At 68.3% G+C, this 22,744-nt stretch carries 20 protein-coding genes; 13 read left to right on the top strand and 7 right to left on the bottom strand.

Annotated features, from left to right (window positions below; all coding sequences use genetic code 11):
• Nucleotides 1-236 precede the first annotated feature (236 nt).
• The 3 genes from INE98_RS09935 (at nt 237) to INE98_RS09925 (ending at nt 3,894) form a co-directional block, all read left to right on the top strand.
• Complete coding sequence (locus INE98_RS09935) at nt 237-1,262, top strand: extracellular solute-binding protein (protein WP_293538634.1); 1,026 nt, start codon at nt 237-239, stop codon at nt 1,260-1,262.
• Between the two features lie 71 nt (nt 1,263-1,333).
• The gene (locus INE98_RS09930; RefSeq protein ID WP_293538632.1) at nt 1,334-2,845 is read left to right on the top strand and encodes an iron ABC transporter permease; all 1,512 of its coding nucleotides are present in this window, start codon (nt 1,334-1,336) and stop codon (nt 2,843-2,845) included.
• Nucleotides 2,842-3,894 carry an ABC transporter ATP-binding protein gene (locus INE98_RS09925; RefSeq protein ID WP_293538630.1) on the top strand — a complete coding sequence of 351 codons (1,053 nt, stop codon included), beginning with the start codon at nt 2,842-2,844 and terminating at the stop codon, nt 3,892-3,894. Before INE98_RS09930 ends, INE98_RS09925 begins: the two co-directional genes overlap by 4 nt.
• On the opposite strand, the gene INE98_RS09920 is transcribed toward INE98_RS09925, so the two are convergent.
• Nucleotides 3,875-4,777: an SPFH domain-containing protein gene (locus INE98_RS09920; RefSeq protein ID WP_293538629.1), complete on the bottom strand. Its 903-nt coding sequence runs from the start codon at nt 4,775-4,777 to the stop codon at nt 3,875-3,877. The genes INE98_RS09925 and INE98_RS09920 overlap by 20 nt on opposite strands.
• A gap of 55 nt (nt 4,778-4,832) precedes the next feature.
• Between INE98_RS09920 and INE98_RS09915 the strand changes: the two genes are divergently transcribed.
• Entirely contained in the window at nt 4,833-6,260 is a 1,428-nt protein-coding gene (locus INE98_RS09915) for an alginate export family protein (protein ID WP_293538627.1), read from the top strand.
• A gap of 9 nt (nt 6,261-6,269) precedes the next feature.
• On the opposite strand, the gene INE98_RS09910 is transcribed toward INE98_RS09915, so the two are convergent.
• Nucleotides 6,270-7,139 (bottom strand): sulfurtransferase, encoded by an 870-nt coding sequence (locus INE98_RS09910; RefSeq protein WP_293538625.1) that lies wholly within the window; start codon nt 7,137-7,139, stop codon nt 6,270-6,272.
• 147 nt (nt 7,140-7,286) lie between these two features.
• Here INE98_RS09910 and INE98_RS09905 point away from each other — a divergent pair, with 147 nt between their 5' ends.
• Genes INE98_RS09905 through INE98_RS09890 form a run of 4 tightly spaced genes read left to right on the top strand, consistent with a single transcriptional unit; the run spans nt 7,287 to nt 11,181 of the window.
• Nucleotides 7,287-8,567 (top strand): nucleoside transporter C-terminal domain-containing protein, encoded by a 1,281-nt coding sequence (locus INE98_RS09905; protein WP_293538624.1) that lies wholly within the window; start codon nt 7,287-7,289, stop codon nt 8,565-8,567.
• 5 nt (nt 8,568-8,572) lie between these two features.
• Entirely contained in the window at nt 8,573-9,175 is a 603-nt protein-coding gene (locus INE98_RS09900) for a CDP-alcohol phosphatidyltransferase family protein (protein ID WP_293538622.1), read from the top strand.
• A gap of 50 nt (nt 9,176-9,225) precedes the next feature.
• Complete coding sequence (locus INE98_RS09895; protein WP_293538620.1) at nt 9,226-10,035, top strand: DUF1499 domain-containing protein; 810 nt, start codon at nt 9,226-9,228, stop codon at nt 10,033-10,035.
• A gap of 12 nt (nt 10,036-10,047) precedes the next feature.
• Entirely contained in the window at nt 10,048-11,181 is a 1,134-nt protein-coding gene (locus INE98_RS09890; protein WP_293538618.1) for an FAD-dependent oxidoreductase, read from the top strand.
• Here INE98_RS09890 and INE98_RS09885 read toward each other — a convergent pair.
• Nucleotides 11,158-12,567, bottom strand: coding sequence for an FAD-dependent oxidoreductase (locus INE98_RS09885; protein WP_293538637.1), 1,410 nt, complete (start codon nt 12,565-12,567; stop codon nt 11,158-11,160). The genes INE98_RS09890 and INE98_RS09885 overlap by 24 nt on opposite strands.
• Before the next feature lie 5 nt (nt 12,568-12,572).
• Nucleotides 12,573-13,289: a TVP38/TMEM64 family protein gene (locus INE98_RS09880; RefSeq protein ID WP_293538616.1), complete on the bottom strand. Its 717-nt coding sequence runs from the start codon at nt 13,287-13,289 to the stop codon at nt 12,573-12,575.
• Nucleotides 13,290-13,461: 172 nt separating this feature from the next.
• Between INE98_RS09880 and pyrC the strand changes: the two genes are divergently transcribed.
• From pyrC to INE98_RS09855, 5 genes are all read left to right on the top strand, one after another.
• On the top strand, nt 13,462-14,550 hold the full coding sequence (gene pyrC, locus INE98_RS09875; RefSeq protein ID WP_293538614.1) for a dihydroorotase: 1,089 nt from the start codon (nt 13,462-13,464) through the stop codon (nt 14,548-14,550).
• A 300-nt stretch (nt 14,551-14,850) separates the two neighbouring features.
• Nucleotides 14,851-15,369, top strand: a complete 519-nt coding sequence (locus INE98_RS09870) for a hypothetical protein (protein ID WP_293538613.1) — start codon at nt 14,851-14,853, stop codon at nt 15,367-15,369.
• 106 nt (nt 15,370-15,475) lie between these two features.
• Nucleotides 15,476-16,168, top strand: a complete 693-nt coding sequence (locus tag INE98_RS09865) for a hypothetical protein (protein ID WP_293538611.1) — start codon at nt 15,476-15,478, stop codon at nt 16,166-16,168.
• A gap of 198 nt (nt 16,169-16,366) precedes the next feature.
• Nucleotides 16,367-16,843: a hypothetical protein gene (locus tag INE98_RS09860; protein WP_293538609.1), complete on the top strand. Its 477-nt coding sequence runs from the start codon at nt 16,367-16,369 to the stop codon at nt 16,841-16,843.
• Nucleotides 16,840-17,577, top strand: a complete 738-nt coding sequence (locus INE98_RS09855; protein ID WP_293538607.1) for a hypothetical protein — start codon at nt 16,840-16,842, stop codon at nt 17,575-17,577. The genes INE98_RS09860 and INE98_RS09855 overlap by 4 nt, the downstream gene beginning before the upstream one ends.
• A 114-nt stretch (nt 17,578-17,691) precedes the next feature.
• Here INE98_RS09855 and INE98_RS09850 read toward each other — a convergent pair whose 3' ends face one another.
• The 3 genes from INE98_RS09850 to INE98_RS09840 all read right to left on the bottom strand — a co-directional run bounded on the left by INE98_RS09850 (nt 17,692) and on the right by INE98_RS09840 (nt 22,744).
• Complete coding sequence (locus INE98_RS09850; protein WP_293538605.1) at nt 17,692-20,274, bottom strand: cation-translocating P-type ATPase; 2,583 nt, start codon at nt 20,272-20,274, stop codon at nt 17,692-17,694.
• A 624-nt stretch (nt 20,275-20,898) separates the two neighbouring features.
• On the bottom strand, nt 20,899-21,990 hold the full coding sequence (locus INE98_RS09845) for a M14 family metallopeptidase (protein ID WP_293538603.1): 1,092 nt from the start codon (nt 21,988-21,990) through the stop codon (nt 20,899-20,901).
• Nucleotides 21,991-22,294: 304 nt separating this feature from the next.
• Nucleotides 22,295-22,744 carry a hypothetical protein gene (locus INE98_RS09840; RefSeq protein WP_293538601.1) on the bottom strand — a complete coding sequence of 150 codons (450 nt, stop codon included), beginning with the start codon at nt 22,742-22,744 and terminating at the stop codon, nt 22,295-22,297.

Genomic DNA, 22,744 nt, shown 5'->3' with positions numbered 1-22,744 from the left:
GTCCGGCCTGCCTCAGGCTGTCCAGCGACGCGAGCGCCGGGCGCGCCCGGCCGGATCGGCCCAGCTGGAACTGGATCTCGGATGAGACACCCGGACGAGTCTGAATCCGGGCCTGGCGCCGGCCACCTGAGGACCAAAGCTCTTGACCCGCTCGCAGCCCGCGTGTTTGTAAGTTGAGAACGTTTCGCAATTTGGCGCCTGAGCCCGACTCCGGGTTCCGCCCGGAGGTCCGCCCCTTGAAAGCCGTCCTGCTCTCCCTCGCTCTTGCGACCCTCGGGCTGGCGGCCTGCTCGCCGCCACCCGAGGCCGAAAAGGTCGTCAACGTCTACACCGCCCGCCATTATGACAGCGATCTCGTCCTGTATGAGCGGTTTACCCGGGAAACCGGCGTGAAGGTCAACCGGATCGAGGGCAAGGCCGACGAGCTGGTGGCGCGCATGCGAGCGGAGGGCCAGGCCAGCCCCGCCGACCTCTTCATCGCCGCAGACGCCGGGGCGCTGTGGCGCGCCCAGGAGGCCGGACTGTTCCAGCCGGTGACTTCGGAGACACTGACCTCCAGGGTTCCCCCCAGTCTGCGAGAGCCCGAGGGCGCCTGGTACGGTTTCTCCCGGAGAGCGCGGGTCGTCGCCTATGACGCCGGAAAGGTCAAACCCGAGGAGATCGACGACTACGCCAAGCTGGCGGGGCCGCGGTTCCGTGGAAAGATCTGCGTCCGGTCTTCGGACAGCATCTACAATCTCTCGCTTGTCGGCGCCCTGATCGAGGCGTGGGGGCCGCAGAGGGCGCAGGCCTGGGTGCAGGGCGTGGTCGCCAACATGGCCCGGCCGCCCGAAGGCGGCGACCGCGACCAGATCCGCGCCGTCGCGGCGGGAGTTTGCGAAATCGCCATCACCAACAGCTATTATTACCTCCGGATGGCCTCAGGCGAGGATCCGGCGGACAAGGCCGTGACGGAGAGGGTCAAGCTGGCCTTCCCGAGCCTGGACGGAAAGGGCGCCCACATGAACGTCGCCGGCGCAGGCGTCGTACGGACCGCGCCGAACCGTGACAACGCCGTTCGGCTCCTCGAGTTCCTGACGTCTGCAGAGGCCCAGACCCACATCTCGGCCAGCAACTTCGAGTTTCCTGTCTCGCCTGACGTTGCGGCTCCGGAGTCCCTGCGCGACCTCGCGGCTGTTCCCGCCCATCCGATGAGCGTCGCAGCCTTCGCCGCACGGCAGCCGGAAGCGCAGACCGCAATGAGCTCAGCAGGCTGGCGCTGACCGCCGCAGCCTTCATCCGGGTTGCGAGACCGGGGAGTCTCGGCCTCCTCGCCATCGTCGCGGCGGCCCTTGTGCTGGCCCCGCTGGCGGGTGTGGTTCTGGCGGCGCTGGGCGAGTCGGGAGCCGACATCCCGACCCGGGACCTCGTGCGATACGCGACGACAACCGCTGTCCTGGCCGGGCTTGTGGGTCTCGTCACCGGCGTGATCGGCGCCGCTGCGGCCTGGCTGGTGGTCATGCATCGTTTTCCGGGCCGCGACCTGTTCGCCTGGGGCCTGGCGCTGCCCCTCGCCATGCCCGCCTTCGCCGTGGCCTACGGCTACGCCGATCTCCTGGATGTCGCCGGGCCTTTGCGGGTCGGGCTGCGCGAGTGGACAGGTTACGATCTGCCCTTCGAGATCCGCACCACAGGAGGCGCGGCCTTCGTGCTCTCCGCGGCCTTCTATCCCTATGTCTACCTGGCCATGCGCGCCGCTCTGCTGAATCTGCCGGGCTCGGCCCTGGATGCGGCGACCATGCTGGGACGCCGCGGCCTGTGCGCCTTCTTCACGGTGGCCCTTCCCCTGACACGCCCGGCGCTCGGTGCGGGGGTGGCGCTCGCGGTGATGGAGACCCTGGCCGACTATGGCGCCGTGCGGTTCCTCAGCGTCCAGACTCTGACGACAGGCGTGGTCCGAGCCTGGTCGGTCTATGGATCCACGGTCGATGCAGCGCGGCTGGCCCTTCCGCTTCTGGCCGCGGCCGCCCTCCTGCTCTGGGTCGAACGCGCCGGCCGGACGGGCCGCATCCATGAGTCCGGGAAGTCCAGCTGGCGCAGTCAGCAGGCCACGGCGCTCCGGGGGCTGCCGGCGGCGGCGGCATGTGGCTTCTGCCTCCTTCTGATCACCGCAGGACTTCTGGCGCCGGCAGGCTGGCTCGTCGCACAGCTTCCCCTCGCCGACCCGGACTGGACCCGCTTGTGGCGCGCCGCCGGGAACACTGTGGGACTTTCCGCAGCAGGGGCGGTGGTGACGGTCGGACTGGCCACCCTCCTGGCCCTCGGAGGCCGGACCCTTCCAATGGCCACCCGTCTGGCCAGCCTGGGTTACGCCACCCCGGGGGCCGTCATGGCGATCGGACTGCTGGCCCCGGCCAGCCTGGTCTGGGCTCTGTCCGCCGGCCCCGGGGCCGGACTGGCCCTGGGGCTCCTGATCCTCGCCTACGCGTCGCGCCTGATGGCCGCCGCCCTGGAGCCGATCGACGCCGGGCTTGCGAGGGTCAATCCCGCCCTTCCCCAAGCCGCCCGGAACCTCGGCCGCGGTGAAGCCGGGACCGCGCTTTCCGTGAGTCTTCCCCTGGCCCGCGGATCCCTCCTGACGGCAGGTCTGATCGTGCTGGTCGACATCATGAAGGAGCTGCCGGCGACCCTGATCCTCCGCCCGTTCAACTTTGACACCCTGGCCGTCCTTTCCAGCAACTACGCGCTCGACGAACGCCTTGGTCAGGCAGGCCTGCCCTCGCTCATGATCCTTGCCCTCTCGGCGCCCGCCGTGGTCTGGCTCACCCTCAGGATCGAATCGCCGGCGCAGGAGCTTTCCCGATGAGGCGGGTTCTTGAGGTGCGGCGGGCGACCCGGCGCTTTGGGACACGCACCGTCGTCGCCGCCGCCAAGCTGAGCCTGATCGAAGGCCGCGTCGCCTGCCTGCTCGGCCCCTCCGGATGCGGAAAGAGCACGCTCCTGAAAATGATTGCCGGACTGGAGTCCCTTGACGAAGGCGAGATCCGCATCAACGGCGCCATCGCCGCTTCGGCGAGCCGCGCCCTGCCGCCCGAGGCCCGAGGCGTGGGCCTGGTCTTCCAGGACAACGCCCTCTTTCCCCACCTGAACGTAAGGGACAATGTCGCCTTCGGTCTGGCCCGGCAACCCAGGCCACAGCGACTTGCGAGGGTGAACCGCCTGCTGGAGCAGTTTCACATCCAGGGCCTCGCGGACGCCTGGCCTCACAGCCTGTCCGGGGGGGAGCAGCAGAGGGTGGCCATCGCAAGGGCCCTCGCGCGCGTGCCCGCCCTGCTGTTGCTCGACGAGCCCTTTTCGGGTCTTGACGAGGGTCTCCGCGAGACGGTGCGCGACGCCCTGCTGGAGGACCTGCGAAGGCTGGGCGCCACAGTGCTGGTGGTGACGCATGACCCGGAAGAGGCGATGGCCATCGCCGACGACCTGATCCTCATGTCGGCGGGACGGATCCTGCAGACCGGGTCTCCGGAGGACTGCTACCGACGGCCTGTGAACCTGATCGCCGCCCGCCTCCTGGGCGAACTGGTCGTGATCCCGGGGGCGGCGCGCGGCGGGCATGTCGAAACGCCCCTGGGGCCTCTTCCCGCGCCCGGGCTCCGGGCGGGACCTGTACAGGTGGGCCTGCGGCCGGGAGCGATCCTTCTGGGCGGATCAGGCCCCGAAGCGCTGGTCCGGGCAGTCCGGTTCGCCGGCGACGGGTATCGCCTTCAGCTTCAGATTGATGACCTGGTCCTCACAGTCACCGACCGACAAGCGCCACCCGCCCCCGGGGATCGGGTGCGGGTGGGCTGTGATCCGTCTCAGGTCGTCCTGTTCAGCCCCGGAGGGCAGGCCGCGATCAGCGCGCGTCTTCCCTGAGGTTGATGAAGGGCGCTCCAGCCGCTCCGGTCACCTGAGGCAGCTTGCCGTCCCACTTCTCGACCGCCTTGAGGTCGACATAGCGCGGGTTCGCAGCCAGGGCCTGGTTGATGATCCGGATGGACTCCGCCTCACCGCGCGCGGCGGCGATCCGCGCCTCGGCCTGGGCCTGGGCCTTGGCGACCTGGGAACGGGCCGTCAGGGTTTCCTGGTCGGTCCGGGTCTTCGCCTGGATGGCCTGCAGGATGACGTCGGGGTACCGGATGGTGCCGATCCAGTCGAGCTGGCTGACCACCACGCCGAAACGGGACCACTTGTTGGAGACCCGGGCGAGGGCGCGCTGGATAACCACCTGCCGCCCGCCGGAGTAGAGAGCCTCGACGTTGACCTTCTCGGCCTCAGCGGCGATCGCAGAGCGCACGTCATTGCGGATCGGACCGTCGAGCAGCTGGTCGAAGGTCAACCGGTAGGTCTCATACAGCTTCGGGGCGGACGCGCGGGTGACCTGCAGGGTGATGGCCACGTCCGCCGTCATGGGCAGGCCGGTGTTGTCCGCAAAGGCGATCTCGTCGTTCTGCGGGCCTCGCTCGTCGGGCTCACGGGTGTAGCTGTAGGTCCGCTGGATGACAGGATACTCGACAATGCGCTCGCCGAGACCCCGGAAATGCCACCCGGACGGCAGGGGATCAGCGTCCACCCCCGCCTGCGGTCCGAGTGTGCGGATCTTCACGCCGACATTGCCGGGCTCCACCGTCGTGCCGGCGGCGATGATGACGACCAGGACAAGCGCCAGGGCCGCAAGAGCGGCGGAAATCCGCCGGATGAGCTGTACGTCAGGAATGGTTGCACCCCATGGCTTTCCCCCGAACCCGCAAATGTGCATCGCCGCAGGCTTCGTCAAGCCGCAAGGATACATGGCGCGGCCAGGCTAGGATACCTTGAGCCGCCCCGCCACCCAGTCCTCGACGCCCCGGCGTCCGGGATGCAGACGGATCGCCCTGACCATGAACCACCCGCCATTGATCCTTCTCTCTCTCGGTATCGTCCTTGCGCTGGCTCCGTCGGCGCACGGCCAGGAGCCGGTAGGGCGTCCGGCCGAGGCGGTCAGCGTCGCCGGTTCGATCCGGGTCCGGTATGAGGCCCTGGAGGGCCAGTTCCGACCGGGGCGTCCGCCGAGGGACGACTTGTGGAGCCTGCGATCGATTCTCTTCGCGGAGTGGAACCCGGGCCCATTCCGGGTTGCAGGGGAGATTCATGACAGCCGCGCCTTCGGAGTGGGCGCGGGCAGGGCGCCGACCACCGGCGAGGTCAACGTCCTCGAGCCGGTTCAGCTCTATCTTGCCTCTGACTTCAAGGACGCACTCGGCAAGGAAAGCCGCCTGTCCCTGCAGGCTGGACGCTTCACCCTGAACCTGGGATCCCGCCGGCTGGTCGCCGCCGACGACTACCGCAACACCACCAACGGCTATACCGGCGCGCGGGCAGACCTTCGCTTCCCCGACCGGTCGGGCGCGACCCTCTTCTACACCCTGCCCCAGCAACGCCGCCCTGAGGATCCCGAGGCGCTCCGCAACAACAGCTTCGAGCTGGACCGCGAAGATGGCTCCCAGCGGCTCTACGGCGGGTATGTCAGTCGCCCTCTCCCCGGAGGCGCCGGCCTTGCGGAGGCGGGCTATGTCCGGTTCCGGGAGACGGATCGCCGCGACAGGCCGACCCGGGACCGGAACCTCCACTCGGTCTCCGCCCGTGTGATCACCGACGCGAAGCCCGGCCGGATCGACTACGAGCTGGAGCTGATCCGCCAGACGGGACATGTCCGGGCGAGCCTGCAGGACAGTGCGCCCCTGCTGGACGTCAGCGCCTGGTTCGTCCACGCGGATGCGGGCTACAGCTTCCAGCATGTCTGGCGGCCGAGGCTCTCGGTGGAGTACGACCGGGCGACGGGCGATGATCCCGGCGGGCGCTATACCCGCTTCGACACCCTGTTCGGCATGCGGCGGGCGGACCTGGCTCCCGCAGGCATCTACGCCGCCCTTGGCCGAACGAACCTTGAGACCCTCGGCCTTCGTCTCGAGGCGACGCCTTCCCGCCGGCTCGATGTCTTTGCAAGCGGCCGGGCGCTCTGGGCGGACAGCGCGAGGGACAGCTTCTCGACCACCGGGGTCAGGGACCCCTCCGGCGCCTCCGGGCGGTTCGCGGGCTACCAGTTCGAGGGGCGCGCCCGTTACTGGATACGACCCGACGCCCTGAGGGCGGAGCTGAACGCCGCGATCCTGAAGAAGGAGGGCCTGCTGGCGGAGGCGCCGAACGCCAATCCTTCAGGCGACACCCACTATGTCTCCCTGGCCCTCACGGCCAGCTTCTGACGCACGGGATCAGGCGCCGGTCTCCATCGGCAGGTCCGGGTCGCGGGTCCATTCCGACATGGAGCCGTCATAGACCGCCACGGAGGGATGCCCGAGCCGGACCAGCGCCAGGGCGTCCATGGTCGCCGAGATGCCGCCGCCGCAATAGACGATGGCGCGGGGGCTCTCCAGCGCCCCGACGGCGCCAAAAAGGACGCGCAGGTCCTCATCGCTGCGATACAGGCCGTCATCGTCCAGAAGGGCGGCGTAGGGCACGTTCCGGCTGCCCTTGATGTGTCCCTTGCGGCCATAGTTGACCTCAGCCTCGCCGGTATGGACCCCGGCGGGCAGGGCGTTGAGGGTGCAGACCCCGCCGTCGCCGATGGCGGCGAGGACATCGTCGCGGTCGGCCCACGCATCCGGCCTTTCCGGGACCCGGACGCGGGCCGGAGGATAGGTCCTCGACCCGGACTCGACCGGGCGACCCTCGGCCGACCAGCGGGCGAACCCGCCGTCCAGGACAGCGACATCGGGAAAGCCCGCCGCCCTCAGGATCCACCAGAGCCGGGTGGCCCACATCGGGGTCGAGGTGCTGTAACCGACGATCCTCAGGGCCGGGTCGAACCCGGCCGCCCCCAGGGCCTCAGCCAGGGCCTCGCCCTTCAGCCGCGTGAAGCCGAGGGCGGCCGAGGTGTCGGAAAGATCCCTCGCGAGGTCGACGAAGGCCGCCCCCGGGATGTGTCCCGCCTCGTAGTCCGCCCGTCCGCTCTCCACCCGGTAGGGCCCGGGCTGGGCGGGCCGAAGATGCACCGTGGCGTCGAAGATCCGTACTGTAGGATCGTCCAGGTGGTCGGCCAGCCACGCCGTCGACACCAGACCCCGTCCATCCCAGCCCGCCATGGCCATTCCTCCCTGTGCATTCGCAGCGACCCTCTCGCCCTGCTGCAGGAAGATCAAGCCCGCCGGGAAGGAGGACCGCCGCGGATTCCGGTTCCCGAAGGCCACCGGTCAGGCGTATGCAGTCGGGACGGGGCGCGGGAGGACGGCATGTCGGTGGTCACGGAGGTCCTCCAGCAGCTGCAGGGACTGATCGGGCTTGGCCTCATCACCCTGGGGGCATGGGCCCTGTCGGAGAACCGCAGCGCCCGCCCGAGCATGCGGTGGATACTCGGCGCCCTGGTTCTTCAGGTCCTGATCGCAGCTGTGGTGGTCAGGGTGCCTTTGGTCTGGTCGGTGATCGGACTGGCGAACCATGCGGTGGCCGCCATCGAGACGGCGACACTGGTCGGCTCCAGCTACATGTTCGGATACACGGGCGGGGCCCCGGCCCCCTTCCAGCTTCAGGAAGGCGCCTCGGCGCCCGTCATCATCGCGTTCCAGATCCTGCCGCTCATCATCGTCTACTCGGCGCTGGCCGCCCTCCTCTGGCACTGGGGCGTCCTGTCCTGGATCGTTCGCGGGCTGTCGTGGGCGCTGCAAAGAACGCTCGGCGTCAGCGGGGTGGTGGGCCTGAGCGGAGGGGCGAACCTGTTCCTCGGGGTCGTGGAGTCGCCGCTGGTGGTTCGCGCCTACTTCGAGAGGATGAGCCGTTCCGAACTCTTCGCCGTCATGACCCTGGCGATGTCGACCATCTCCGGCGCCATCCTGATCCTGTACGCCCAGACCCTGTCTCGGACCGTTCCGGACGCAGTCGGCCACATGATCTCGGCCTCCCTGATCTCCCTGCCCGCCGCCGTGCTGATCGCCCGCCTCATGGTTCCTGGAGAGGGGCGGACCGAAACCTCGGAGGAGGAGCCGGGGCTGCGCTACGAGGGCGGCATCGACGCCATCGTTCGGGGAACCCTGGACGGGATACAGCTGTTTCTGGCGGTGATCGGCATGATCATCGTGGTCTTTGCGCTGGTTTCGCTGGTGGACCAGGCCCTGGCCCTGGCGCCCGCCGTCCAAGGTGAGGCCCTGACCCTGCGCCGGATCTTCGGCTGGCTGTTCGCGCCCCTGATGTGGACACTCGGCGTACCCTGGGACCAGGCTCCCCAGGCTGGCGCCCTGATGGGGACAAAGACCATCCTGAACGAATACGTGGCCTATCTGGACCTCGCGGCCCTGCCGGCCGGAACCCTCGACCCGCGAAGCCAGCTGATCGTCACCTACGCCCTGTGTGGAGTTGCGAACCTGGCCAGCGTCGGCCTGCTGGTGTCCACTCTCGGCGCACTGGCGCCTTCCCGGCGCTCGGAAGCAGCGGCCCTCGGGATGAAGGCGTGGATCGCCGGCAACATGGCCTCGGCGATGACGGGAGCGGTGATCGGTCTCGTCTCAGGGGTTTTCTGAGCCGCATGTTCGACGCCCGCCTCCGCCCGCTCATCGATCCTGCGCTGAACCGGATGGGCGCGGCCCTAGCCCGCCGCGGGGTCAGCGCCAACCAGGTCTCGGCGGCCGGCGCCGCCTGCGGGGCGCTGGCGGGCCTTGCGATCGGGCTCGGACACCCGCTTGCGGGGCTCGCCCTGATCCTCGCCAGCCGCCTCCTTGACGGGCTTGACGGCGCCGTCGCACGCCATCGCGGGACGACGGACCTCGGAGGTTACCTCGACATCGTCTGCGACTACGTCTTCTACCTCGCCATTCCTCTGGGCTTCGGCTTCGCCGCGCCGGCCAACCTGCCTTTCGCCCTTGTGCTGACGGCGTCCTTCACCCTGACGGCGGTGAGCTTCCTGGCCTATGCGACGCTGGCGGCCAAGCGGGGCCTGGAGACACAGGCCCATGGTCCGAAGAGCTTCTTCTACAGCACGGGTCTGGCCGAAGGCGGAGAGACCCTCCTCGCCTTCGTCCTGATGTGTCTTTGGCCAGCCGGGTTCCCGATCATCGCCTCGGTGTTCGCCGCCCTGTGTATTCTCACGGTGATCCAGCGTAGCCTGATCGCTTCGCGTGTGTTTCGATAGACAGGTGAGACCCAGCCGGCGGCCCCGCCGGGCGCGAGAAGGAGGCTCCGATGAGACTTAAGCTTGCCCAGGCCTCTATGGCCCTGTCGCTGTTTCTGCCCGTCTACTTCATGGTCGCCGCCCTGGGGGTGAAGTTCGACCTCTGGTCCTGGCGGGTCGGCCTTCTGACCCTGATCCTGCAGGTCGGACTGCCCCTGTTCGGCCTGAGCCTCATCCTCGGCCTGGTCGCCCTAGTGGCGAGCCTTGTCCGCAAACCGCGCACCGGCTGGAAGATGGCCCTTATAGGCCTTCTCATCCCCCTGCTCGGACTGGGTTATGCGGGCGCCCTCAGGCAGGGGTCGGGGGATGTGCCCCCGATCCATGACGTGACCACCGATATCGCTGACCCTCCGGCCTTCTCGGCCACCGTCATGGCCGCCCGCGCGGCCGTGGACGCCAACCCGGTCAACCCGATGAGCGCGCCGATGGGAAGCCTGGAGGCCTACAAGGGCCCCGAGTTCTCGGCGATCGCCGCCAAGACTCTGGGCGAGGTGGGGCGCGGGGCCTATCCGGACCTTCGTCCGCTGAGCCTTCCGGCGGAGCCCTCCAAAGTCGCCGCCGCGGCTGTCGAGGAGGCAAAGGCTCAGGGCTGGACCCTTGTCACCACCGATCCGGCCTCCGGCGTGATTGAAGCGACGGCCGAGACCTTCTGGTTCGGCTTCGAGGATGATGTGGCGATCCGGGTGCGTCCCTCGCCGACGGGCGGATCCATCGTGGATGTCCGTTCCACCTCCCGAGTGGGACTTAGCGATCTCGGCGCCAACGCCAAGCGCATCGAAGCCTTTCTCGCAGGTCTCGAGGCGCGGATAGCCGCCAGCTGAGACGCTCCGGGCGTGCTCCGGAGTCCCGTGCGTCTGATCCTGGTGGGAGCAGGCCACGCCCACCTGCATGTCCTGCAGAGGGCCAGCCTCCTGCGGGCGGCTGGGGTGGAGCCGGTCCTCGTGGCGCCCGGCCTGTTCTCGTACTCCGGTATGGCGGCAGGCGTGCTCTCGGGCGCCTTGGAGCAGCAGAAAATGAGGGTCGATGTCGCCGCCTTGGCCGCCCGGGCCGGGGTGACCCATTTCGTCGCCGAGTTGACCGGCGCAGACCGATCCAACCGGCGGCTGCATCTATCCGACGGACACACGCTGTCCTACGACGCCCTGTCTCTCAATATGGGAAGCCGGACCCGCGACCCCTTCGGCCTTGCAGATCTCGACGCGGTCTGGCCGGTCAAGCCCCTGGCGCGCCTGCTTGATCTCCGCGACTGGGTGCAGGCGCGCATCCGGATGCAGGGTCAGAGCCCGGTGGTGGTCGTGGCAGGCGGCGGACCGACCGGTTTCGAGGTCGCCGCCGCCCTAGCCGGGCTGATTGAGCGGAGCGGTGCGCGCCCGTGCATTCACCTGATCTGCCGGTCGCCTCCGACCTGGGCGCCCCCGCGCGCGCTCGCGGGCACAATCGAAAGACTGCGCCGGCGCGGCGTGGAGATCCTCCGGGGCGAAGTCGTCGGCAGGGGACCCGGGGACTGCCGACTGGCGAACGGCCAGACCCTGTCCTGCGACGCCCTTGTCCTCGCCACGGGGCTGGAGGCGCCCCAGGAGATCCGCGACCTCGGTCTTCCGGTGTCGCACGAGGGTCGGCTTGAGATCGGACCGACCCTTCAGTCGATGGCGGATCCGTCCATCTTCGGGGCCGGCGACTGCGCAATGATCCGCGAGGCGCCCCGGCCGCCCGCCGGGGTGTTCGGGGTCCGCGCCGCACCGGTGCTGTTGGACAACCTGAGATCCCTGGGCGATGGCCGCGCCCCACGGCGCTATGCGCCTCAGAAGACCTGGCTCTCCATCCTGGACCTCGGCGACGGGACGGGTCTCGCCTTCCGCGGCGGGGCCTGGAGCCTGGGGCGCGGCGCCCTGGCGCTCAAGCGCAGGATAGACCATGGCTTTGTCGAACGCCTGAGGCGTGCGTCAGGCGAAGTGCTTCAGGATTGAGACCAGCCGTCGGGTCCGGTCTGAGAAGAGGGCCGGGGTGAAGAACTGCCCCGCCAGCCGCTTGCTGATCTCGCCACGGGTCGGATAGGGGGCGATCATCCCCGTGAGCTGGCTCAGCTTGAGACCTGTCGAAAGGGCCAGGGACCAGAGATGGATGTGATCCCCGGCGTGGCGGCCCACAAGGGTCACGCCAAGGACCTTGCCCCGGCTTGTGGTGACCAGCTTGCCGAACCCGCGGACGTCGCCTTCGGCCTGGGCCCTGTCGTTCTCGGCGAACTCGAAGGTCTGCATCCGGATGTCGGCGCCGTGTCGTTGTCTCGCAGCATCCTCCGAAAGTCCGATCGCGGCGACCTCAGGATCGCAGTAGGTCACGCGCGGGACATGCAGGGCGTCGGCGTTGACCGGCAGGGCGAAGAGGGCCCGCCGGACGACCAGCGAGGCATGGGCGCCGGCGAGGTGGGTGAACTGGCCCCGCCCAGCGGCGTCCCCGATGGCGAACACCCGGCGGTTGGAAGTCAGGAGGGATCTGTCGGTCCGGACGCCCTGGCGATCGTAGGCGACGCCGGCGGCCTCCAGGTTGAGCCCCTCCAGCGAGGGGGTTCGGCCCACAGCAACCAGGAGGTGCGATCCGGAGACCCGGACCTCGTTGTCTCCAGACCTTGCGATCAGGACAGGGCCCGGCTCGATGCGGACAACCGTGCGCCGCTCCAGGAGCTCGACCCCGTCGGCCTGCAGCTGGCGGCGCACCACGCCGGCGGCCCCGGGGTCCTCGCGGCCGAGGATGTCCCCGGCCTCGACCACCACGACCTCTGAGCCCAGCCGGCGGAAGGCCTGGCCCAGCTCGACGCCGATGGGGCCGCCGCCCAGGACGATCAGACGCTCCGGCAGGGCCTTGAGCTCGAAGACGGTCTCATTGGTCAGGTAGGGCGTGGCGTCGAGGCCCGGGATGGGGGGAACGGAGGCGCGAGAGCCGGTCGCAATCACGATCTTCCGGGCGGTGACGCGGACGCTGTCGCTGGCGACGGTCCGGCGGTCCACGAAGCGGGCGGCCTCGCGCACCACCTTCACGCCCAGGCCTTCGAACCGCTCCTGGCTGTCGACCGGGGCGATGGTGCGGATGGTCTCGTGGACGTGGGCCATGACCCGGGCGAAGTCGACCTCGACCGGACCGGCGGTGACGCCGAGGGCGGCGCCGCTACGCGCCGCGTGGGCGGCGGAGGCGGCGGCGATCAGGGCCTTGGACGGGACGCAGCCGTAGTTGAGGCAGTCGCCCCCCATCTCGCCCTTCTCGAAGAGGACGACCTTCAGGCCCAGCTGGGCTGCGCCTGCGGCGACGGAGAGCCCGCCGGAGCCGGCGCCGAGGATGGCGATGTCCGCCTGGATCATCTGGGTCACAGGGGCTTTCCCGAGCGGGCGCGGAGGCGCTGGAAGACGGTGGCGCCGAGGGTCAGGAGACCGAGGGCGACGAGGGGCAGCAAGACCTTGGGTGAGAAGATGACGCCAAGGTCGGGGGTTCCACCCCGGGAGAGGATCTCCCCGATCCCGGCGCCGATCCCGCTGTAGATGAAGGTCGCCGGCATGATGCCCAGGAAGGTGGCGAGGGCATAGGCGCGAAGGGGGGCGTGGGCCAGGGCGGCGGCCACGTTGACCAGCCAGAAGGGCGCCAGGGGAATGAGCCGGAGGGTCAGGATATAGCCGAAGGCGCCTTCCTGGACTCCGTCAATCACCGCCTTCAGGCGGCCTCCCGAGGCCTCGGCGCGCTCGCGAAGGGCCTGGCCGAAGGAGGTCTTCACCGCATAGAACACCAGGATTGATCCGAGGGTGGCGCCCACCACCGTGGCTGCGCCGCCGACCCAGGTCCCGAACAGGAAGCCGCCAGCCAGGGTCAGGATGGTCCCGCCCGGCAGGCTGACGGCGGTGGCCAGGGCGTAGACAGCGACGAAGGCGAGGAGTGCGAGGGGCAGCTGCTTGGCGACGAAGGCCCTCAGGGCGGCCTCATGCGCCTGGAGGGCGTCCAGGTTCAGGTACTGGCCAGCGCCGCTGGCGAAGATGGCGACGGCGCCCGCCAGCAGCAGGAGCAGGGGCAGGAAGCGTTTGAAGCGGGCCATCCGGTCTCCGATGCGGCTGTGCCGACCGTCATACCGACGACGACCGGAACGATCCATGGCCTTGTGCCGGAGAGGTGTCCTGACGCACGTCCAGGCCTTCGATTCCGCTGGGTCCGCGGCGTCCGCTGGTCCATGATGGAAGGCGGGGGAGTTGCTTCGGAGAGTCCTGTCCATGCCGCCAACTGAGACCGCCACCCTCGCCGGACGCCCCGGAGTCGACACCGGGCGCCTGACCCTGCGCCGCCCGGACGACTGGCATGTCCATCTTCGCGACGACGCCATGCTGGCGTCAGTGGTGGACCACACTGCGCGGCAGTTCGCCCGAGCCATCGTCATGCCCAACCTCAAGCCGCCGGTCACGACGGTCGCCGCCGCCCGCGCCTACCGCGAGCGCATCCTGGCGGCGGTGGATCCCGGTCTCGGCTTCACACCCCTGATGACCTGCTACCTTACCGACGGCATGGATCCCGGCGAGGTGGAGCGCGGCTTCGCCGAGGGCGTCTTCACGGCCTGCAAGCTTTATCCAGCTCACGCCACCACCAACTCCGACGCCGGGGTGACGGACGTGCGCCATATCCGAGGCGTCCTCGAAGCCATGCAGAGGATCGGCATGCCGCTGCTGATCCATGGCGAGGTGACGGACCACGAGGTTGATATCTTCGACAGGGAGGCGGTCTTCATCGAGCGGGTTCTCAAGGGCCTGATCGCCGACTTCCCGGCTCTGAAGGTGGTGTTCGAGCACATCACCACGGCGGACGCCGTCGCCTTCGTGGAGGGCTCCGGCCCCAACATCGCCGCGACCATCACGCCGCATCACCTGGCCATCAACCGCAACGCCATGTTCGAGGGTGGCATCCGGCCGCACTTCTATTGCCTGCCTGTGGCCAAGCGCGAACCCCACAGGCTGGCCTTGCGCCGGGCCGCCACGTCCGGGTCGGCCAAGTTCTTCCTTGGCACGGACTCAGCCCCGCACGCCGTGGGCGACAAGGAATCGTCCTGCGGCTGTGCAGGCATCTACAACGCCCCCTTCGCCCTGGAGAGCTATGCGACTGTCTTCGAGGAAGAGGGCGCCCTCGACCGCCTGGAGGCCTTCGCCTCCGAGAACGGCCCGCGCTTCTATGGCCTGCCCCTGAACCCCGGCTCGGTCGTCCTAGAGCGCAGGGCCACCCGGGTCCCGGAGAAGCTGGCGCTGGCCGCCGCAGACCTCGTCCCTTTCCACGCCGGGGAAGAACTGGGCTGGACCTTCGCCGGGATGGCCTGAGCGGCCCCCTTCCTGACGCCCTTCCGTCACGAAACCGCCTCAGCCTGACGTCCTTATGTCCTTCAAGGCGGCCCGAACCGGGCCCCAGACTCTGTCGCTTCTGTATCCTGAGCCTGATTTCCAGCCCTTGAAGGGCGGTCTTCCCGCGATCGGCGTGACCGCTCCCAGAAAAAGGATTCCGCCGTGGGACTTTCCTTATCTTTCATCGCAATCCGGGGGCCAGACGCCCTGGCGGGCCTAGGCCTCGCGGCCTCAGGCGAACCGTTCCGTGGGGAACCCCTTCCCCCACCAGAGGAATTCGTGGCCTTTGACCTGGGGGGCTGGCGTTTCCTCATGTCGGAGGATCACCGGTTCGCCAGCCGCGAACGGGTCGCCGCCGCCGCTGAGGGCGGAAGCGCCATCGGGGTCTATCTGGAGGAACATGTCATGGTCAGCGGCGCCTTCGGCGCCGAGGAGGGCCGTCTTGTCTGGTCCGTTCAGCACGACCCGGAGCAAGGCCTCGAGCACCTCGATGTCTGGGGCGAGCCCCCCGCCGCCCTAGAGGACATCCGAGACCGGCTGCTGGCGGAACTGCGGACCCTGGAGGACACGGACACCGTCTTCAACGCCCCGGTAGACCTCGCCGCGACCATTTGCGGCTTCGACCCCAACGCCTTCTCGGGCGAGGTCGAAATGACGGGCCTGAAGGTCGTCCGAAAAGACCTGATGAAACTGCGGGATCCGGTTCTGGCCGCCGACCTTCGCGACCCCGGAACCACACCGCCCGCAGGCGATCCTCCCCGGCCAGGTTTCCTGGCGCGACTGTTCGGCAGACGCTGACGGAACAGAAGGACCCGTATACAGGATTGTTCTCTTTTGTTCATGCCCTCAGGCTGGAGATTGTGTGCTTTGAAAACAGCCGGGACTCGGCTGATGTGATGGCAGCATGGGTGGGGACAAACTTACACTACTTCTGTTCTTCGTCGGAACCGGGATCGCCGGCGTGATGGGTGCGCTCTCCACCGTGGGTGCGCGACAGCGCATCCTGTGGGGCATTTCGGTTGTCTGCTTTGTAGCGGCCCTCGCCTACTGGCGATTCGCTACGGCGGACTCAGCCGCCTTGGCGTTCTGGACGCTGTGGTCTTTGGTCCCATTAGTTGCCGTCACTATGTGTCTGCTGGTGGTTGGTGACAGGGAGCCGCGCAAACCACCGACAAAGCCGGAAAAGGCAAAACCAACGCTCAACCCTGCGCTAACAGCGGATTACTTTTACGGAATAGCGAAGGGTGGAACGGCACTTGAGGCGAAGCGAAAGCTCGCAGAGTTCAGGAACCAATTGGCCAGAATGTCAGGCCAAGTTGTGAACATCTCCGAAAGCCATGACCGCATTGATGTCAAGTTACTCAGTGTGTCAGCTCTCCAAGGGAGCGAGCAGTACAACTGGATCACAATGTACTTCCGTATGGATCAAGCCGACGCACTTTCAGTTGTGAAGCCTGGAGACTGGATTGAGTTCACCGGTCAAGTGGAACATGGTGGCACAGAAGGGTGGTGCTTGATGAACTGCGAGTTCGTAGGTCGCGCCGAACCGCCGACCCCGCCTAGGCGTCGCCGGATCAGGGTTGAGAAGGGTTCTTAGGCGCGACTTTCCTCACCGTCTCGTTAAACCGCGATTCGTCTTCGTACGCCTTTAGCTCGCGGGCTAGGTCGCGGAACTCGTCGAGTTGAGTCTTCAGTTCGTCACTCATTGCGGAGTTTTTGCACACCTTGCGACCGCGCGAGTCGCGTTCGAGTTGAAGCTCTGCCATTGTCGCCCCTGATGAGATCAGTCGCCGAGTTGATCGACGAGATGTTGGCTTCCGCGAAAACGCTCGGCGGAGTGCCGCGTTGGGAGCCATACCAGCGAGGGGAGGCGCGCCTGCTGGTCCCCCTTCAGATCGGAGGCGTAAGCTGCGGGGCTCACGTTGAAGTTAACGCCTACCCCAATATCAATCCTTTAAGATTTCGAGTGATGATCTGTGCGCCGAATTGCATCTGGCGCATCGACTATACTGACCGTGAACCTCACGTTAATCCCTTAGTCAGACCTTCCGATATCACCGAACATAGATTCGATCAGCCTCACTATCATGCGTGGGCTGACAATCGTCAGTTTAGTTCTCAAAACGCATTGCCAGACAGGCTTCCTGTCGCTAGAATACTCCCACCTATTCGGCAGTTCGACGCGACGTTCCGCTGGTTTTGTAGCCAGACCAACATCGCGCAACCGCCGGCCGGGCTGATCGAATTGCCGCTGCGGACCATGTTGCTGTGATCGCGCCAAAGGCCATCATCGACTCTCTTGCCGCTACGCGCACGTGGCTTTGGCAGGACGACTTTCTGCGTCTCGCAACCGACTGTCTTTACCCGTCAAATGCGGGCGTATCGGTGTTTGTGCGCGGCGGCGACCGAGAGTTCGTAGTGTCAGACGACGGCGGCGCTATCGACGAGATTGCAGGCTCTGGCTTCCGAAACCGGATCACAGACCGGCAAATTCGCGGGATGGTGAAGCGTCAGGGACTAAAGGTAGAAAACGGGGTTATCTACTCTCCGCCTGTTTCGCTTGACGCCGTGCCAGCCGCAGTCGTGCTGGTTGCCAATGCCAGCAAAGAGGTGGCCGACTGGGCACTGGCCCACCTTCGCGCGAAAGTGACCCGTGACTTCAAGGCGTCCCTTTCGGAACTGCTGCAGCGCCATTTTCATGACAACCTGAAGACTGCAAAGGTGATCGGACACAGCAATAAGCCACACACCTTCAGTAACGTCATATGGCTTTCGGGCGAGCGCCGTTTGCTGGTGGACCCGGTGGTGAACGACCCGTCATCCGTGAACGCGAGGCTCGCGTCCAACCTCGACGTCCGCATGGCCAACGATCCGTTGATTGATCAACTGATCGTCTATGACGACGCGCAGGAATGGTCTTCATCGGATCTCAAATTGCTGCAGATCGCAGCCCCGATTGTTCCGTTCTCTTTGGCGGAAAGCGAGATTGTGCGGCGCGCCGCTTAGGCTGGCGGTGAGGCTTTGTCTTGCAGCGTGACCGCAGCTGGCGCTCAGTAGGGCCAGGACGAGGTGTCTGACCGGGCTTGCTCCACCCTCGACGCCCGCAAAAGGCGGTAGGCCCTACCCCGCCAGGGTTGGCGCGCGGACGGGCTTCAGACGCTCCAGGACGATGAAGACGACAAGGGCCGCCATGCAGGCGGCAGCGAAGGCCCACGGTCCCGGAGTCGAGAACCCGAACAGCTCCGCCGCGGGCGGCAGGAAGAAGACGACGGCCAGGACACCGGTCACCACGGCCAGGACAACGGCCAGGGCCGGGTTGGGCCGGCGCACCGCCGAGGCGAGGGAGGCGCTGAACCTGCGGTTGACCAGGATCAGGGCGAGGATTCCGAGGACGAGGGACAGGAAGGCGGCGGCGCGGACCTCGCCCTGACCGGCGCCCGCCTGGTTCAGGGCCAGCACCAGGCCCGCCGAGGCGCCAAGGACCAGCAGGCCCTGGACGGCCGACCAGCCGACAAGCGGCAGGGAGAAGAGGGCCGTCTCCGGCGGACGCGGCTGGCGCTGCATGACGTCGCCCTCGTCGGTCTCCGCCTCGAAGACAAGGGCGCAGACCGGATCGATGATCATCTCGATCACCGCGATATGCAGGGGCCCCAGCAGGATCGGCATGCCGGTCACCAGGGGCAGGAGGGCCAGCCCGGCGATGGGGATGTGGGCCGCGACGATGAAGCCCATGGCCTTGCGCAGATTGTCCCAGATGCGCCGGCCGGTCCGGATGGCGCTGGCGATGGCGCCGAAGTCGTCGTCGAGGAGGACGAGGGCGGCCGCCTCCCGGGCCACGTCCGCCCCCCGGCCGCCCATGGCCACGCCGATATCGGCGGCGCGAAGGGCCGGGGCGTCATTGACCCCGTCGCCGGTCATGGCCACCACCTCGCCCCCGGACCTCAGGGCCTGCACCAGCCTCAGCTTCTGCTCGGGCAGGATCCGGGCGCAGACCCCGGCCGTGCGGACCCGCTCGCGCAGACCGGCCTCGTCCAGGCGTTCCATCTCCTCACCGGTGAGGACCTCGCCGGGGTCGATCCCGGCCTGGAGGGCGATGGCCCGGGCGGTGCGGGGGTGATCGCCGGTGACCATGAGGATGCGCACCCCCGCCTGGCGGCACTGGCGCACGGCGGCCGGGACGGAGGCGCGCAGGGGATCGGCGAGGCCGACCAGGCCCCGGAAGGCGAAGGCGAAGTCCCGATGTGACCCGGGCAGGTCGTCGCCCTCCCACGCCGCCTCGGCCACGCCCAGCACACGAAGTCCCCGGCCGGCCATGTCCTCGACCGAGGCCCGGACCGACTCCGCCGTCGGGCCCGCAAGGCCGCAGAGGGCGGCGATGGCCTCCGGCGCGCCCTTGGCGGCGACCAGCCGGGCCGAGCCCTCGGGTCCGCCATCCCAGACATGGGTCATGGCGAGAAGGGTCGGGTCGAGGGGGTAGTGTCGCAGGAGAGCCCGTCCGTCGGCTGGGTGGACCAGTACGCCATCGACCGGGGGCGAGGCCTCCAGGAGGGCGTGAAAGGCCGCCTCCATGGGATCCGTCGGCTGCTGGGCGCTGGCCAGGACGCCGAGCTCCGCCAGGCGCCTGAAGGCCGCCGGGGGAAGCAGAGCGCCCTCCCCGTTCCGGGCCAGGACCCCGCCGTCCGGCAGGCGCAACTCCTCTATCCGCATCCGGTTCTCAGTGAGGGTGCCGGTCTTGTCGGTACAGAGGACAGTGGCCGAGCCAAGGGTCTCGATAGCCGCCGCGCGGCGGGTCAGGACCCGTTCGCGGGACATTCTGAGGGCGCCCATGGCGAGGAAGATGGTCAGGACGAGGGGAAATTCCTCGGGCAGGAGCGACATGCCGAGGGCGATGCCGCCGAGGGCGGCCTCCAGCCAGCCGCCGCGCAGGAGGCCGTAGAGCACAGTGGCGAGGATGCTGGCCGCCAGGCCCGCCGCGGCGAAGCCCAGGACCAGGCGCCGGGTCTGGACCGCCAGACGCGGGGCGACGGGCTCCAGCGTCGCCAGGACCTTGCCGATCCGGCCGATCTCGCTGGAGGCCCCCGTCGCGGTGACGATGCAGAGCCCCGAGCCCCTCACGACCAGCGACCCGGCCCAGACAAATGGCGCATCCTCGCCGCCGGGTCTCCCCGCCGGGCCCGGCCCCACCCAACCGCAGGCGGACTTGGCGACGGGGACGGACTCGCCAGTCAGGAGGGACTCATCCGTCCAGAGGCCGGTGGTCTCGGCGATCCAGCCGTCGGCTGGCGCGCGGTCGCCCTCGGACAGGACCACAAGGTCTCCGGGCACGACCTCCCGCCCCGCGATGCGTCGCCGGCCCCCCCCGCGGATCACGAGGGCGCGCGGGCTGGTCAGGTCGCGCAGGGCCGCCAGGGCCCGCTCGGTCCGGGTTTCCTGGACCACGGTGATGAGGATGGAGAGCCCGGCGAAGGCCACCAGGACCAGGGCCTCCCCCAGGTCGCCCAGCGCCATGTAGACCCCGCCCGCCACCAGCAACAGGGCGAGCATGGGTTCGCGCAGGACATCCGCAAGAATCCGCAGGAAGGACCGTCCCCCCTGGCGCGGCAGGGCGTTTGGCCCGCAGGCCGCAAGACGCGCCGTGGCCTCGGCCTCGCTGAGGCCCGCTGCAGACGGCGCATTCGCGAAATCCGGGGGCGGCAGGCTCACGGTTCTGGGCCTCCTGGAGGTGGAGCCTGCAGGCTAGCCCGGCCCGGAGGCCGCGCAATTGACAATTGTCAGGCGAAGGACGGCGGCGCCCGTCCTGCGCTTATCCAGCCCCTGAGCGCTTCAGAGAGGGCGGGTCCGGGATTGGCGGCGAAGACCGCAGACACCTCCGCGGCCACCTCTCCGCCCTGCCGCCTGAACCCGTCTGAGGCGAGGGGCGCACCGAACGCCGGGCCCTCGCCGGCGAGGACAGGGCGACTGGCCTGGATGCCGGATGGCGTACGCCGGGGCGATGAGCCCTCCGAAGGATTATCCGAAGACGATGGACTTCTCGGTGCCGAGGACGTCGCAGAGTCCGCGGACGTCGTCGGCCCACTGGTCCATGGTTCAGGAGGCCGGGCCCCCGTGCTCGCGGCGCCCGCACCCTCGATGATCATAGACCACGACCTGCGCGAGCCCGGTCAGTCCCCCGACCAAGGGTATCATGCGGGCCTGGTCTCCAGGCCGGCCGCGCAGGGCCGGCGGGCGTCAGCTTGGGTCCCGGCGCCTCGACGAACAGGCGAACGCCGTTGACGCAGGCGAAAACGGGGCCTCCTGGACTGAGGGATCGAGAGAGCGCTTCGGTCTTCAGGCCCGGTCCGCCAGGTTCAGGCCGGCCAGGGCCTCGCGGGTCGCCATCAGCGACTGGCCGAGGACCATGCCCCGCCAGAGGTCCGTGTCGACGTAGAAGGCGGCGAGGATCTGGTCCTTGATGCGCTGGCCCTCGGGACCAAGGGGATCACCATGCGCATGGAGCCAGTTATCGGCCCGGAGCGCGTCGAGTACCCGATTGGCGTCCTGGGTGCCGAACTCCATGGCGATCGCCGTCACCCGGGCCTGCGGGGCCAGGGCCGGTGCGGCGGCCAACCAGTCGCCGGCGATTTCCGCCGAGACAGAGTCCCCGGCCAGGTGGCTCTTCGCTGCGAGGCCATACCAGTGCATGGCCCTGTCGTATTCCGGCGTGCCGGGGGCGGCGCAGAGGATGGGTTCTGCATAGCCCTCAGGGCCGAGGCCAGTATGATAGTCGATGATGGCGATGTCGGTGGCCGCGGAGAGGAAGGTCCTGAAGATCGTCTCCAGCGTCAGGCGCGACCAGGTGGGCTCCGCGCCGCCGTAGAACAGCCCGTCCGGGTACCGGTACTGGCCGCCCGACACCGCCTGGGCAAGCGCGCGGGGACCGTGGGCGTCGGAGAACCCACGCAGGACCCTGCGGGTGGCGGCCTGAGTCTGCGGGCTCCAGTCCGCAGGTTTCAGCGCCGCCGCGAGCACCTCATAGTACGGGTTGGCCGGCAATGGAGCCGCGAAGTCCACGAAGTTCCGGTTCAGGTCGACATTCTCGTGGGTCACCCGTCGCTTCCAGGCGAAGCCATAGGGATTGAGGGCGTGGACGAGCAGGGCCGCCTGTCCTGGCCCAAGCCGGGCCGCCTCGCCCCGGCGCAGCCAGTCCGCCTGGGCCCCGGACCCGCAGAACCCTTCCACCCCGTGGGTGCCCGAGACCAGCACGAGCACCTGACGGGCGTCGGCCGGCCCGATCCAGGCGCAGTCGGTCGCGAGTTCCCCGTCGTCAGGCCCCCGCTCGGGATGAACCCATGACGACATCGCCGCCCCTGCCCCCCGCGCGGCCTGAACAAACCGGGCGCGGGCCTCGGCGTAGCTGGCGCTGAAAGGCGTCGAGGTCATCGGAATGGCTCCGGGGAGAGTGTTCGGGAAACCGGGCAAGTTAAACGGGTCTACACCGGTCGCAACAGGCCCTCGAACCGGAACGATCAACAACAGTTCCCCTGGGCGACGGACTTGGACGGTGTGGTCCCAAAACCGTTTTGACCACCAGCGAGGAAGGCGAGGCTCTGATGCTTATGCGCACGGCCGAAGACGAACTGCCTGTCTCCAACAGCCACCCCGTCACCAGCCTCCTGCGGGCGGAGGGTCGAAGGGCGCCCCCGGGATCAGCCGATGACGGGCTTCGGGTTGCGCAGCCTGCCGTTCAGCCTTCACCCGCGCGCTTGGCGGTGACATCGCTGAGCCCCTTCAGCACAGTCCACCGTTGCGTCGCGCTCAGGCTCTGGCCCTGTACGCGAAGGACCTTCAACGTTGCGATATGGACGTCGATTGCGTCCCAGTCACAGATACGGTTCGCACGACTGCGGACAACGAGATCACACACCGCGCGCGCGCACTCGTCGAGACCGGAGTCTGGCAGTCCGCCGCCTGCATCGATGATCCGCGAGGCTTTCTCGTAGAGGATATCCAGGCTGAGCCCGGCTCGTTCAGGATTTCCCGGCCCGAACAGGCGGTCGATCTCGAGTAGTTTCTCGTCGATGATGGAGATGCTGGTGTCTTTGAGTCCGTCCAACGCAGTATTCGCTTGCTTCACGGCATCAGCGACCGTTATCCCCCCACGGCCCACTGCGAGCTGAGCCAGCTTGTTGGGCAC

The sequence above is a fragment of the Phenylobacterium sp. genome (assembly GCF_020253645.1).
Taxonomy (GTDB): domain Bacteria; phylum Pseudomonadota; class Alphaproteobacteria; order Caulobacterales; family Caulobacteraceae; genus Phenylobacterium.
The sequence above is the reverse complement of the archived record's forward strand: the minus strand, read 5'-3'. Positions and strand labels throughout refer to the sequence as shown.

Bases quoted from the DNA above. Each gene is read 5' to 3' on its own strand.
- INE98_RS09910 (WP_293538625.1), bottom strand. From the start codon at position 7,139: ATGGCGGGCTGGGATGGACGGGGTCTGGTGTCGACGGCGTGGCTGGCC.
- INE98_RS09885 (WP_293538637.1), bottom strand. From the start codon at position 12,567: ATGATCCAGGCGGACATCGCCATCCTCGGCGCCGGCTCCGGCGGGCTC.
- INE98_RS09845 (WP_293538603.1), bottom strand. From the start codon at position 21,990: ATGACCTCGACGCCTTTCAGCGCCAGCTACGCCGAGGCCCGCGCCCGG.
- INE98_RS09925 (WP_293538630.1), top strand. From the start codon at position 2,842: ATGAGGCGGGTTCTTGAGGTGCGGCGGGCGACCCGGCGCTTTGGGACA.
- INE98_RS09865 (WP_293538611.1), top strand. From the start codon at position 15,476: ATGGGTGGGGACAAACTTACACTACTTCTGTTCTTCGTCGGAACCGGG.
- INE98_RS09905 (WP_293538624.1), top strand. From the start codon at position 7,287: ATGTCGGTGGTCACGGAGGTCCTCCAGCAGCTGCAGGGACTGATCGGG.
- INE98_RS09900 (WP_293538622.1), top strand. From the start codon at position 8,573: ATGTTCGACGCCCGCCTCCGCCCGCTCATCGATCCTGCGCTGAACCGG.
- INE98_RS09895 (WP_293538620.1), top strand. From the start codon at position 9,226: ATGAGACTTAAGCTTGCCCAGGCCTCTATGGCCCTGTCGCTGTTTCTG.
- INE98_RS09920 (WP_293538629.1), bottom strand. From the start codon at position 4,777: ATGCACATTTGCGGGTTCGGGGGAAAGCCATGGGGTGCAACCATTCCT.
- pyrC (WP_293538614.1), top strand. From the start codon at position 13,462: ATGCCGCCAACTGAGACCGCCACCCTCGCCGGACGCCCCGGAGTCGAC.
- INE98_RS09880 (WP_293538616.1), bottom strand. From the start codon at position 13,289: ATGGCCCGCTTCAAACGCTTCCTGCCCCTGCTCCTGCTGCTGGCGGGC.